The sequence below is a fragment of the Streptosporangium sp. NPDC023825 genome (genome assembly GCF_040639575.1).
Taxonomy (GTDB): Bacteria; Actinomycetota; Actinomycetes; order Streptosporangiales; family Streptosporangiaceae; genus Streptosporangium.
The window spans coordinates 1-12865 of record NZ_JBFAAE010000027.1; the positions used below are offsets into that span (position 1 = coordinate 1).

Here is a 12865-nt window from a genome sequence, read left to right on the forward strand (position 1 = left end):
AAGATCGGCGTGCCGCCCGACCACCACCTGCCCCTGACCCCCAAGGACGCGGCCGCCGGGCGCGACCCCGCACTGGCCAAGGCCCTGGCCTTGCTGCACAAGTGAAGGGACCTCTCCATGAGACACCTTTTGGCAGTGGCCGCGAGGCTGGCCGCGGGACTGGCCGTCCTGGCCGCGTCCGCCTGCTCCGCGCCCACACCGCCCCGGGCCGACGCCGGCCCGTCGGCCACACCGACCGGCCCCGCCACCCTGCCCGCCCCCGCCGGCCCCCACCCGGTCGGCACCACCGTTCTGTATCCGACCGACACCTCCCGCCCCGATCCCTGGGACCTCGACGCCGGCACCAGACAGCTCAAGGTCACCCTGTGGTATCCGACCGAGCGGCGTGACGGGCGGCGGGCACCCTACATGACACCCACGGAATCGGAACTCCTGCTGAAAGGAGGGAGGATCGCGAGCGCGCCGTACGACACGCTGAGCAAGACGCGCACCAACGCCGTCAAGGACGCCGCTCCCTCCGGGCGCAAGCTCCCGCTGGTGGTGCTCTCTCCCGGCTTCACCAAGCCGGTGAGCACCCTCACCTCCCTGGCCGAGGACCTGGCCGGCCGCGGATATGTCGTGGCCGGAATCGACCACACCCACGAGAGCCACGCCACCACCCTGTCCGACGGCCGGGTCGCCGAATGCCTCGCCTGCGACAGCGACACCGACCCCGGCTTCGGCGCCAGAGTGGTCCAGGGCCGGGCGGCCGACGTCTCCTTCGTCCTGGACCTGCTGGCGTCGGAGTGGAAGCATTCCGGCCTGATCGACCACTCCCGCATCGCGATGGCAGGCCAGTCGATCGGCGGGGCCGCCGCCCTGGCGACCATGGTGAAGGACCCCCGGGTGCGCGCCGGGATCGACATGGACGGCACCACCTACGCCCGGATCCCCAAGAACGGTTTCACCCGGCCGTTCATGTTCGTCGGTACGCCACAGCACGTCCCCGGCGGGCGCGACACCTCCTGGGACCGCGACTGGAAACTGCTGACCGGGTGGAAGCGCTGGCTCACGCTGTCGGGCGCCGAACACCAGTCCTTCACCGACCTGCCGCTGCTGGCGGGCTCACTCGGCATCAGGCCCGCCACCGGCGTCCTGCCCGCGGCCCGAGGCGCGGAGCTCACCCGCACGTACGTGGCCGCCTTCCTCGACCAGCACCTGAAATCACAGCGGCAGCCCCTGCTGGAGGGGCCGTCATCGCGCCACCCCGAGGTCGCGTTCTGCCCCGCGACGTGCGCCACCCCCTGAAAGCCGTACGGCGGAGCGCACGGCACGAGGGCATGTCATCCCGCCACTCGTCACGGCGTCCCCGGTGATCGCTCCTGGTGCGGCGTGCACCGGATCGCCATGCCGGTGGGACGCCGGGACCCGGTCGCGCCTCCGTGACCGGCGGTGCCGGGACGGTGGCGGGGGCCCGCCCTCATCCGGGCAGGGGGCGGTCGCGGAGTTCGGACTTGCGGATCTTGCCCGATCCCGTCTTCGGCAGCGCGTCGACGATCTCGAAACAGACGGGGATCTTGTACTTCGCGAGCCGGGGACGGAGGAAGGCCGTCAGCTCGCCGGAGGTGACGGCGGCACCGGGACGGAGCACGGCGAAAGCGCGGCCCACCTCGCCCCACCTCCGGTCCGGCATCCCCACCACGGCGACCTCCGCCACCGCCGGATGCGCGAAGAGCACGTTCTCGACCTCCGCCGGGTAGACGTTCTCCCCGCCGGAGACGTACATGTCCTTGACCCGGTCGACGATGGTCAGATGGCCCTCCTCGTCCACGATCGCGATGTCGCCGGAGCGGAACCAGCCGTCCTCGCTCAGCGCGGCGGCGGTCGCCTCCGGGTCCCGCCAGTATCCGGGGGTGACGTTCGGCCCCCGGACGAGGACCTCGCCGGGCTCCCCGACCGGTGCCGGAGTGAGATCGGGACGGACCACGCGCACCTCGGAGAAGAAGACCGGGACCCCGGCCGAGCCCATCTTGCGCACGCTCTCGCCCGCCTCGAGGAAGGTCGCGCCGGGTGCGGTCTCGGTCAGTCCGTAGCCCTGGCAGAAGACCAGGCCCCTCTCCTGGTAGGCGCGGATCAGCGTCACGGGGACGGCGGCGCCGCCGGACATGAGAATCCGCACCGACGAGAGGTCGGCGCCGGCCCAGCGCGGCGACCGGACGAGGTCGGCGAACATCGTGGTGACGCCGAACATCCACGTCACGCGGTGCCTCTCGATGAGGTCGTAACAGAGCTCGGCGTCCCAGGACGGCATGATCACCGAGGTGCCGCCCTTGAGGAAGGTCGGCAGCATCGTCTGGTTCAGGGCCGCGACGTGGAAGAGCGGCGCGCTGATCAGCGTCACCTCGGTACTCGTCACGTCCACGCCGATCATCATGTTGAAGCAGTTCCACACCAGGTTGGCGTGGCTGAGCATCGCGCCCTTGGGACGGCCGGTCGTGCCGGAGGTGTAGAGGATCAGGGCGACGTCGTCGAGCGCCACCGGGACGTCGACGGGCTCGGGACCGCCCTGCGACACCCAGGTCTCGAAGTCGTGCTCCCCCGGGGCGGGAGACCGCAGGGCCACGACCGTGTACGGTCCGGGCAGGCCGCGCACCGTCTCCGCGCGGCCGGGGTCGTACACGAGGAGCGAGGCGCCCGAGTGCCGGAGCATGTAGGCGACCTCGGGCGCGGCCAGCCTGAAGTTCAGCGGGACGAAGACACCGCCCAGCATGTGGGTGGCGAACATGGTCTCGGCGAAGGCGACGTGGTTGGGGCCGAGATAGGCGACCCGGTCCCCCGCCCGGATCCCCGCCTCGCGCATCCGCGACGCCAGGCGGGTCGTCCGCTCGTGGACATCGGCGTAACTGACCGACCGGCCCGCGAAGACGAACGCGGTGCGGCCGGGGCTCATCAGGGCCCGGCGGGCGGGCCAGCCTCCGAGCCCGGCGTTACGCATCGGTGGCGGCGGGGACCGCCGGGGCGTCCGAGGCGAGGTCGTCGGCGCTGGTCTCGCGCAGGGCCAGTACGCAGACCACGGTCAGCAGGCAGCAGACGGCGATGATCACCGAGATCGTCGTCGTGCTGCCGCCCCCGGACGACGCGTCCAGCTGGGCGAACAGCAACGGGCCCAGGCCGGCGCCGAGTCCGGCGACCTGGTAGCCGAGCGAGGCGCCGGTGTAGCGGTTTCTCGTGGGGAAGAGCTCGGCGTACAGCGCCGCGAGCGGACCGAACATCAGCGGGTGGATGACCGCCTGGCCCAGCACCAGAGCGATGACGAGCACGGTGACGCTGCCGGTGTTCACCATCGGGAACAGCGCGAAGCCGAACGCGGCCATGAGCAGCGCTCCCGCCAGCACGACCGGGCGGCGTCCGACCCGGTCCGAGAGCGCCGCGCAGGCGACGATGCCCACCACGGCCAGCGCGGAGGAGAGCGTGAGGCCGTTCAGCACGGCCTGCCGGGTGAAACCGGTCCGGACGCCGTAGGCGATGAGGTAGGTGGTCAGCGTGCCCTGGGCCACGAACGCGGACAGCCCGACGCCCACCCCGAGAAGCAGCGCCCGCGGATGGTGGCGGAACACCTCCAGCAGCGGCACCCGGGCGGCGCGGCCGCCGGCCGCCTCGAACACGGGGGTCTCCGCGACCCGCAGCCGGACGAACAGGCCGACCGCCAGGAGGAGGATGCTGAGCAGGAACGGCACCCGCCAGCCCCAGCTCAGGAACGCCTCCTCGCCCAGGACGGCCGCGGTGCCGCTGAGCACCCCGGTGGAGAGCACCATGCCGAACGGGGCGCCGGCGTTGGTGAAGCCCGCCCACAGGCCGCGGCGGCTGGTCGCGTGCTCGGCGGACATCAGCACGGCGCCTCCCCATTCGCCGCCGATCGCGACGCCCTGCAGCACGCGAAGGACGACGAGGGCGACGGGGGCGAGGGCGCCGACCTGCTCGTAGGTGGGGAGCACGCCGATGAGGAAGCTGGCGAGGCCCATCAGGGTCATGGTCAGGACCAGCATGCGCTTGCGGCCGAGCCGGTCGCCGAAGTGACCGAAGATCACTCCGCCGAGCGGCCTGGCGAGATAGCCCGTGGCGAAGGTGCCGAAGCTGGCGACCGTGGCCGTGAGCGGGTCGAGCGAGGAAAAGAAGATCTTGCTGAAGACCACCGCCGAGGCCGTGGCGTACAGCAGGAAGTCGTAGTACTCGATGACGCTGCCCAGGAAGCTGGAGGCCACCGCGCGGCGGAGCTGAACCTGGTTGGGGGGGAGGGCCGACGGGGTCGTCATGACCGAGCTCCTCAGTCCGAGAGCGAACTGCTGCGCTTACCTGCCCGGAGGTTAGGCACACTCATGACGAACGTCAATACTCTGCCCGATATTAGGGGGTGCCGAGCCCGAGCAGGCGGACGGCGTTGTCCTTGAGGATCTTCGGGCGGACCTCGGGCTTGATGTCGAGGGCGTCGAAGTCGGCGAGCCACCGGTCCGGCGTGATCATCGGGTAGTCGGACCCGAAGAGCACCTTGTCCTTCAGCAGCGTGTTGGCGTACCGGACGAGCAGCGGGGGAAAGTACTTCGGCGACCATCCGGACAGGTCGATGTAGACGTACGGCTTGTGCGTGGCGACCGCCAGAGCCTCGTCCTGCCAGGGGAAGGACGGATGGGCGAGGATGATCCGCAGTTCGGGGAAGTCCACGGCGACGTCGTCGACCAGCATCGGGTTGGAGTACTTCAGCCGGATCCCGCCCCCGCCGGGCAGGCCGGCGCCGATGCCGGTCTGGCCGGTGTGGAACAGCGCCGGCACGCCCATCTCCTCGATCGCCTCGTAGAGGGGATAGGCCGCCCGGTCGTCGGGCGCCATGCCCTGGAGGCTCGGATGGAACTTGAAGCCGCGCACCCCGTGCTCGGCCACGAGCCGGCGTGCCTCGCGAACACCGGCCCTGCCCTTCCACGGGTCGACGCTGGCGAAGTGGATCAGCACGTCGGCGTGGGCGGCGCAACTCGCCGCGACCTCCTCGTTCGAGATGCGCGGATGCCCGGTGGCGTGCTCGGCGTCGACGGTGAACACCACCGCCGCCATCCTGCGCTCGCGGTAGTAGGCGGCCATCTCGGGGACGGTGGGCCGGGAGTGCCCCTTGAAGTACTTCGCCGAGGCGCCGGCCAGCTCGTCACCGAGCGAGGCGTGCCCGTCGGCGGAGACCTCCGCGTGCGTGTGCACGTCTATGGCGACCAGCTCGTCGACGTTCATGCGCTCTCCTCGGGCGTATATATGACTTCCGTCAATTATGTGCATGACATCCGGCCCGTCTACGCTTTCGGTGTGACCGTCGGCGGCGAAGACGAACCGGCAGCGCCGGCAGTACCGGCAGCGCCGTCGCCGCGCCCGCAGTCCCTGGTGTTCAGCTTCCTCGGCATCTACGCGCTGGACCGCGGCACCGCCATCTCCTCGGGCAGCATCATCGAGGTGTTCGCCCGCCTCGGCGTCTCCGAGGAGGCCGTCCGGTCCACGCTCGCCCGCATGGTGAAGCGCAACCTCGTGACCCGGTACCGGGTGGGACGCAGGGCGTACATCGAGCTCACCCCGTACGCCGTGGCGGTGCTCAGGGACGGGCGCCGGCGGATCTGGGAGACCGGCGCGGTGAACCGCGACTGGGACGGCACCTGGACGGTCGTCGGGTTCTCCCTGCCGGACAGCCGGCGCAGCACCCGCCACGACCTGCGGTCCCGGCTCGTCTGGGCCGGGTTCGGCCCGCTGCAGAGCGGGCTGTGGATCGCTCCGGGCACGAAGGAGGTCACCGGAGTGTTCGACGCGCTGGACGTGGACGACCACGTCACGGTGCTGACCGCCAGGGCGTTCAGGCCCACCGAGGCCGCCGACCTGGTCGCGAAGGCCTTCGACATCGAGCAGATCGCCCGGCGCTATCGGGCGTTCCTCGCCAGGTGGGACGTCACCCGGCCACTTCCCGACGCGCCGGACGATCTCGTACGGCAGCTGTTGCTGCACACCGACTGGCTGCAGCTCGTCCGGCAGGATCCCCACCTGCCGGCCGAACACCTCCCCGCGGACTGGCCGGCGATCCGGGCCGAGCAGATCTTCCGCGCACGCGCCGAGGAGTACGAACGGCCTGCCCTGAAGGTGGCCGCCGGCCTCCTGGACGGGCTCACCCCATGACGCAGGAGGTCCCGTTCAGCGCGAACCCCGTCGGAGCCGGGTTCGTGCCGCTGTACGTGGCCTGGAACCCGAAACCGGCCCGGGCCTGCGGGGCGATGGTGCCGTTGTAGGAGAGGCTGCGCGCGCTGACCTGGGAGCCCGACTGGGTCACCGTGGCGTTCCAGGCACCGGTGACCCGCTGGTTCCCCGGCCACGTCCAGGTCACGGTCCAGCCGTTGACGGGGGTCGCGCCGGTGTTCGTCACGGTGACGTCGGCGGTGAAGCCGTTGTTCCAGGTGCTGGGAAGGTAGGTGACCCTGCACCCGGTGCCCGGGTCGGGAGTCGGGGTCGGGGTGGGGGTGGGAGTCGGAGTCGGAGTCGGAGTCGGAGTCGGCGACGGGCTCGTCCCGCCGGTGAGGCCGAAGAACTGGATCGCGGCCGCGGCCATCCCGCTCATCGGCAGGCTGTGGCCCGCCCCCTGGATGCTGTACGCCTCGACCCGCACCGTGCCGGAGGCGTCGGCGTAGCGGCGGCGGTTCCAGTTCGGCTGCGGCGTGTCCGAACTGGTGGGCGTCTGGCTCAGGCCGAACACGTTGGTCCACTGGTCGATCGCCTGCTGGTGGGTGGCGTAGTAGACGAGGTTGTCCGTGGTGCCGTGCCAGAGCTGGACGCGCGGCCGGGGACCGCTGTACCCGGGATAGGCGGCGCGGACCAGGTCCCCCCACTGCTGGGGCGTCTTGCTGATCCGCCCGGAGGCGCAGTTGCTCGCGCCGGGCGAGGGAATGTAGTCGGCCTCGTTCGCGAAGCAGCCGAACGGCACCCCCATGAACGCCGCCCCGGCCTTGAAGACGTCGGGATAGTTGCCGAGCATGATGTTGGTCTCCATGCCGCCGGCGGAGCTGCCGGTGACATAGATGCGGTCGGCGTCGCCGTTGTGGCGCTGCCGCGTGTAGGTGATCATCGACATCAGCGAGACCGGGTCGCTGCCCCCGTCGCGTACGTGCGACGCCGCGGACCAGGAGTCGAAGCAGTTGCCCTTCTTGGACGCCGACGGGTAGATGACGATGAAACCGTGCCGGTCGGCGAGAGACCGGAACTCCGAACCCGAGTAGAAGCCCGGGCCCGAACCGCCGCACCCGTGCATGGCGAGCACGATCGCGGGGCTGGGTTGCACGTTGTCCGGCACGTAGAGGTGCATCCGCAGGTTGCCGGGGTTGGCGCCGAAGCCGGTCACCTCGGTCAGGGTGGCCGCGGCGGCGGACTGTCCGGCCACCAGGATCGTGGCGGCGCACAGCACCGCGGAACTGACGCCCGCGAGCACGGCGGTCAATCGCTTCATCGGCTCTCCTCTGCTTGATGTTCGCTCGATGCACGAGGCCGCGGCGCCGCCGACTCGTCCTGACATCAGCCGGTATAGGGCGACACCGACGGACGGTCAAGCCGCACCCTTAATGGATCATGATGCTCCATCCACGGAAAAATGCTGCTTGCGCTGGTTATCAAGTGATTTGTTATCAAGTAGCTTGATATTGAGGGCGCGAAACTTACATCGCCGGTTATGGTCGTCCCGTGACCTCGCGCCGCACCCCCGCAGCCGACCAGACTGCCCCCCGCCTGAGCTACATGGTCTACCGGCTGGAGCGCCGCATCCGCGCCCGGCTCGACGAGGCGCTCGTCCGGTACGGCATCACGACGACCGAGTACATGGCGCTCAGCGAGCTGCGCATGCGCGCCGGGCTCTCCTCGGCCGAACTGGCCCGCATCGCCTTCGTCACGCCACAGGCGATGAACCTGGTCGTCCGCGAGCTGGAACAACGCGGCCTGATCCGCCGTGACGCGCACCCGGACGGCGGCCGGACGCTCCGCACCCATCTCACCCGTGAAGGACAGGCGGCGCTGCGGCACTGCGACCGTTCGCTCGACGGCATCGAGGAGGACATGCTCGCCGAGGTCGACGACACCACGCGCACCACGCTGATGGAGGGTCTCACCCTCTGCACGCGAGCCTTGCGCCCGCCCGCCTCCGGCCCCTGAGGCGGCCCGTGAGGCGGGCCGGTCGCGGGGGTCAGCGGGCGCCGGCCAGGCTGCCCGCGCGCAGCCCTGCCATCTCCAGCACCAGCTCGAACCACACCCTGTTGGACCCGGCCTCCCTGACCACGCCCCAGCGGTGGGCCAGCGTCTCCAGCAGGGGCAGGCCGCGGCCCCCCGTCGCGTCGGCCGAGGCACGGCACACACAGGGGGCCTCGGAGGAGCCCTCGTCCTGAACGGAGACCCGTACCCCCGTCCCCGAGCAGGCCACCGTGACGGTGAAAGCCCCGCCGTCCCCCGACCGGGAGTGGACCACCGCGTTGGTGGCGATCTCGCTGGTCAGCAGTACGCAGTCGTCGTGGAGGGGATGGTCTCGCCCCAGGGTCATCGAGACCAGGCGGCGGGCTCTGACCACCTGGTCCGGGGAACCCGCCAGGCGGAGAACCCATTCACTGCCGTCGTACTCCGACGAGTCCATACCGCCCCCTCCGATACCGTTTCACTGATGGGAAGACGCGGAGCTCGGCGAAGAAGATGTCGCGGAAAAGTAGGAATGCGATCACTTACCGGATAGACAGGTGAGGCTTGCCAGAGGCCGCCTCACCTGCGTGTCCGCACCTGGCGTACCGTGCGGCTCCATCCGTCACACGCGGTGCCAGCGAGCCTCGAAGAAACAGTAGACCGCGAACAGCAGCAGACCGATCGCGACGACACCGAGCAGCCACGGACCGGCCGGGGTCTCGGCCAGCGAGCGCAGCGTCGAGTCGATGCCCTTGGCCTTGTCGGGGTCGTAGGTGACCGCGGCCTGGATGACGAAGACACCGGCGACCGCGGCGATCACGCCACGGGCGATGTATCCCGCCGTGCCGAACTTCTCCGCGAGCTCTCGTGCCCTCGCGGGCATCTCGCCGGTGCGCAGGTCCTTGAGGAACTCCTTCTTCCAGCCCTGGCGGATCCAGTAGGCGCCCAGACCGATCAGGCCCAGACCCAGCAGGCCGACGATGAACTGCCCCAGGGGCAGGTCCATCAGCATGGCCGTGATGTCCTTCGACTGGCTGTCCATCGAGGCCCCGGAGTCACCGCGCAGCAGCACGCCGAGCAGCGTGGCCACGATCAGCGTGTAGACCGCCACCCGCGCGCCCGACTCCACCCGGTCCTTGGTCCGTCCGCGGCCCATGAGGGCCTCCGACAGCTGCCAGACCACCAGCGCGACGAACCCGACGACCATGAGCCAGAGCAGGAACGTACCGAACGGCTGCTCGGCCACCGTCTCGATCGCGCCGGTCTTGTCGGCTTGCTTGCCGCCGCTTCCCCCGCCGAAGGCGATCTGCAGGGCGAGGAAACCGATCAAACCGTAGAGGACACCCCGGCAGGCCAATCCAACCCGCGCCAGCCTGTCGAGCGTCTGACTGTTGGCCGCTCTGCGAGCGGCACCTTCCACGTGAGCCTGAGGGCTGTTCATGACTATGCGCTCTTACCTGTGAACGCTCTGGTAAACCTCACCGTTCAGGCATCGCGTCCAGCCGCCGCAGGATCACTCCCTCGCGCAACGCCCAGGGGCACACCTCCAGCTGGGCCACCCCGAACAGGTCCATCGCGGCGTCGGCGACGATCGCCCCGGCCGGCAGCTGCGGCGCCCGCCCCTCGGAGACCCCGGGCAGCTCGGCCCGCTCCCTGGTGCTCATCTTGATCAGCCGGTCGGTCCAACCGACCAGGTCCGTGTGCCTGAGCACCCGGCGCACGGAAGGGCCCTCGTGCGAGGGCGCCGCCCCGGCGATCCTGGCGAGCTGCCTGAACGTCTTGGACGTCGCCACCGCGTGGTCGGCCTGGCCGTACCGGGCCACGTTTCCCACGGTGCGGGCGATCTCGGCCCGTACGTGCCTGCGCAGCGCCCGCACCTCGTCGGCGGGCGGCGGATCGGCGGTGAAGCAGTCGCGGGTGAGCCGGCCCGCCCCCAGCGGGAGCGACACCGCCGCGTCGGGCTGCTCGTCGATGCCCGAGGCGATCTCCAGCGACCCCCCTCCTATGTCCAGCACCAGCAGCCGCCCGGACGACCATCCGAACCAGCGGCGCACGGCCAGGAACGTCAGCCTCGCCTCGTCCTGGCCGGACAGCACCTCGATGTCGACCTGCGTGTCGGCCTTGATCCCGGCAAGGATCTCCTCGCCGTTCACCGATTCCCTGACCGCGGACGTCGCGAAGGCCATGAGGTCCTCGACGCCCTTGTCCTCGGCGAGCCGCAGCGCCTCCTCGACGAACTCCCGCAGCCGCGCGGCGCCCCGCGCGGACAGGCGGGCGCCGTCCTCCATGTGCTCGGAAAGCCTCAGGTCCACCTTGTGCGAGTACGCCGGCAGCGGCCGGGCCCCCCGGTGCGCGTCCATCACCAGCAGATGAACCGTGTTGGAACCGATGTCGAGAACGCCCAGTCGCATGGGATGAAGTTACTACTCCCCCGAGGCCCGTCAGCCCGCGGTGCGAGTGTGGACGCTCACCGCGTATCCGCCGCCGTCGTAGGGCGCGCCGTCCCAGGTCGCCAGGCGCCGCAGCGGGGTGAGCCCCGACGTTCGGCACCAGTCGTCGTAGTCCGCCAGGGTGACCGTCGCCGAGGCGAGCGGGAGGTGCGCGGCGTCCAGCCCGAACCCGCTCACCAGCAGCCCGCCGGGCCGCAGCAGCGCCGCGAGCCCCGCGACGGTCCGCGCCTCGGTCCCGGGGGCGAGCAGGGGGATGACGTTGCCCGCGGCGACGACCATGTCGAAGCGCCCGCCTCTCCCGCCCTTCTCCGGCCTCTCCGCCTTCTCCGTCGAATCGCCCTGGCCGCCCCGGACGGCCCGGACGGCCCGGCCCGCTCCCGTCACGGGGTCCACGGGGTCGTCGAGCGCGTCAAGCACGTCGAGGTCGCCGAGATCGCTGAGGTCGGCCAGGATCCAGGGCAGCCGTGGCGCGGTCCGCCGGGCGACGTCGAGCATGGACGCGTCGAGATCGACGCCCACGCAGTCGTATCCCAGCTCGGCCAGCCTGATCGCCACCCGCCCGGTGCCGCACCCGGCGTCCAGCACCCGGGCGCCCGGCGGCAGCAGCTCCGCGCACAACCGCGCCTCGCCGTGCATGTCCGCCCCCGACTCGGCCAGCCGGGCGAACCTCTCCGCGTACCGCTCCCCGGCGTCGCCCCCCGCGATGTCCGTCCAGCGACTCCTCGGTTCCTTCATCGGATACCCCCGGTGTGCGGCCCCCGGCCTGAGCCGTGGGGCGGGATCGCGGCGTGGTGCCGCGGGTCGGCGGCGCACCCACCGGCCTTGACCGGTCGTGCGGTGGTCGTGCGGTCGTCCCGCGGTAGGAGGGACGCCGACGCATCAGGGTCTCATTCCCGCGGGAGCCTCCCGCGACGGCCCGGCGCGGGGGCGTCGCGGGGGCATCGCGCACGGCTCGCACCCCGGCGAACGGCAGGGCGACCGGGTCGCCGGGCTCCGGGCGGGTAGCGTGATCCACACCGCTCTCACGGGCGGCGATACCTGCGGGAAGAACGGCGAGAGATCGGGGAGAGTCATCGTGACCCTTATGCGGGCCATCAGCCAGGACACCTTCGGCGGCCCCGAGGTGCTGCGTCCGGTCCGCGTGGAGCGCCCGGAGCCGCTGCCCACCGAGGTGCTGGTGCGGGTCGTCTCGGCGGGGGTGAACCCGGTGGACCTCAAGACCAGGGCGGGCGCGGGTATGGCCGGGGTCCTGGGGGACCCGCCCTTCATCCTGGGCTGGGACGTCTCCGGCGTCGTCGAGGAGACCGGCTTCGGGGTGAGCGGCCTGGAGGTGGGAGACGAGGTGTACGGCATGCCGTGGTTCCCGCGCCAGGCCGGCGCCTACGCCGAGTTCGTGACCGCACCGTCGAGGCAGTTCACCCGCAAGCCGCGCTCCCTGGGACACGACGAGGCCGGCGCCATGCCGCTGGCCTCGCTGACCGCGTGGCAGGTCCTGGTGGACGCCGCGAGGGTCGCTCCGGGACAGCGCGTCCTCGTCCACGCCGCCGCGGGCGGCGTCGGGCACCTCGCCGTCCAGATCGCCAAGCACCTCGGCGCGTACGTGATCGGCACCGCCCGCGCCGGCAAGCACGACTGGCTGCGCGGGCTGGGGGCCGACGAGCTCGTCGACTACACGGCCGTCCGCTTCGAGGACGTGGTGCGCGACGTGGACGTGGTCGTCGACCTGGTCGGGGACGAGCACGACGCGACGAGCACGCGTTCCCTCGATGTCCTCCGCCCCGGCGGGCTGCTCGTCCCGGTGCCCTCGGGCGTCTCCCCCGACCTGCTGCGCGCCGCCGAGGCTCGGGGGTTTCGCACCCGCACGTTCCTGGTGGAGCCGGACGGGTCCGCCCTGGCCCAGCTCACCGAGCTGATAGAGGGCGGGTTGATCGCCCCCGAGGTCGAGGAGGTGTTCCCGCTCGACGAGGCCGCCGCGGCCCACGAGCGGCTCGCCGGCGGCCGCGCCAAGGGAAAGATCGTGCTGCGGGTGGCCCCCTGAACGCCTTTCCGCCTTTCGGCCCTTCCGGCTTTCCCGCTTTCCGCCGCGCGTACGGCGCCACCACAATGCCATCACGACGCCACCACGACGCGGGCGGACGGTGTGCCGCCCCTCGTGGACACGTGGCGGTGCCGGATCCGGGCGGGCGCGAATCCCGGATGAGCCGCGCCGGTTC

Annotated in this window: 12 protein-coding genes; 4 read left to right on the plus strand and 8 right to left on the minus strand. The window is 71.3% G+C overall.

The genetic code is table 11. The annotated features are described in order from the left end of the window. Positions 1-117 precede the first annotated feature (117 nt). Positions 118-1287 carry an alpha/beta hydrolase gene (locus AB0G15_RS23155; protein WP_362843187.1) on the plus strand — a complete coding sequence of 390 codons (1170 nt, stop codon included), beginning with the start codon at positions 118-120 and terminating at the stop codon, positions 1285-1287. Between the two features lie 172 nt (positions 1288-1459). Here AB0G15_RS23155 and AB0G15_RS23160 read toward each other — a convergent pair whose 3' ends face one another. From AB0G15_RS23160 to AB0G15_RS23170, 3 genes are all read right to left on the minus strand, one after another. After that, complete coding sequence (locus tag AB0G15_RS23160) at positions 1460-2974, minus strand: long-chain fatty acid--CoA ligase (RefSeq protein WP_362843190.1); 1515 nt, start codon at positions 2972-2974, stop codon at positions 1460-1462. Continuing rightward, positions 2967-4292, minus strand: coding sequence for an MFS transporter (locus tag AB0G15_RS23165; RefSeq protein ID WP_362843193.1), 1326 nt, complete (start codon positions 4290-4292; stop codon positions 2967-2969). Before AB0G15_RS23165 ends, AB0G15_RS23160 begins: the two co-directional genes overlap by 8 nt. A 91-nt stretch (positions 4293-4383) precedes the next feature. After that, positions 4384-5250, minus strand: a complete 867-nt coding sequence (locus AB0G15_RS23170; protein WP_362843196.1) for an amidohydrolase family protein — start codon at positions 5248-5250, stop codon at positions 4384-4386. Positions 5251-5322: 72 nt separating this feature from the next. Between AB0G15_RS23170 and AB0G15_RS23175 the strand changes: the two genes are divergently transcribed. Next, positions 5323-6174 carry a PaaX family transcriptional regulator C-terminal domain-containing protein gene (locus AB0G15_RS23175; protein ID WP_362843199.1) on the plus strand — a complete coding sequence of 284 codons (852 nt, stop codon included), beginning with the start codon at positions 5323-5325 and terminating at the stop codon, positions 6172-6174. Here AB0G15_RS23175 and AB0G15_RS23180 read toward each other — a convergent pair. Beyond that, on the minus strand, positions 6164-7492 hold the full coding sequence (locus AB0G15_RS23180) for a PHB depolymerase family esterase (RefSeq protein WP_362843202.1): 1329 nt from the start codon (positions 7490-7492) through the stop codon (positions 6164-6166). The genes AB0G15_RS23175 and AB0G15_RS23180 overlap by 11 nt on opposite strands. Before the next feature lie 230 nt (positions 7493-7722). Between AB0G15_RS23180 and AB0G15_RS23185 the strand changes: the two genes are divergently transcribed. Next, positions 7723-8187, plus strand: coding sequence for a MarR family transcriptional regulator (locus AB0G15_RS23185; protein WP_362843206.1), 465 nt, complete (start codon positions 7723-7725; stop codon positions 8185-8187). 31 nt (positions 8188-8218) lie between these two features. Here AB0G15_RS23185 and AB0G15_RS23190 read toward each other — a convergent pair whose 3' ends face one another. The 4 genes from AB0G15_RS23190 to AB0G15_RS23205 form a co-directional block, all read right to left on the minus strand. Then, positions 8219-8659 carry an ATP-binding protein gene (locus AB0G15_RS23190; RefSeq protein ID WP_362843209.1) on the minus strand — a complete coding sequence of 147 codons (441 nt, stop codon included), beginning with the start codon at positions 8657-8659 and terminating at the stop codon, positions 8219-8221. A gap of 165 nt (positions 8660-8824) precedes the next feature. Beyond that, entirely contained in the window at positions 8825-9643 is an 819-nt protein-coding gene (locus tag AB0G15_RS23195; RefSeq protein ID WP_362843211.1) for a DUF1206 domain-containing protein, read from the minus strand. A gap of 37 nt (positions 9644-9680) precedes the next feature. Further along, a complete protein-coding gene (locus AB0G15_RS23200) occupies positions 9681-10613 on the minus strand; it encodes a Ppx/GppA phosphatase family protein (RefSeq protein ID WP_362843214.1) in 933 nt (310 codons plus the stop codon). Between the two features lie 30 nt (positions 10614-10643). Then, the gene (locus AB0G15_RS23205) at positions 10644-11387 is read right to left on the minus strand and encodes a methyltransferase domain-containing protein (RefSeq protein WP_362843216.1); all 744 of its coding nucleotides are present in this window, start codon (positions 11385-11387) and stop codon (positions 10644-10646) included. A 349-nt stretch (positions 11388-11736) separates the two neighbouring features. Here AB0G15_RS23205 and AB0G15_RS23210 point away from each other — a divergent pair, with 349 nt between their 5' ends. Beyond that, positions 11737-12690, plus strand: coding sequence for an NADP-dependent oxidoreductase (locus tag AB0G15_RS23210; RefSeq protein ID WP_362843408.1), 954 nt, complete (start codon positions 11737-11739; stop codon positions 12688-12690). Positions 12691-12865 lie beyond the last annotated feature (175 nt).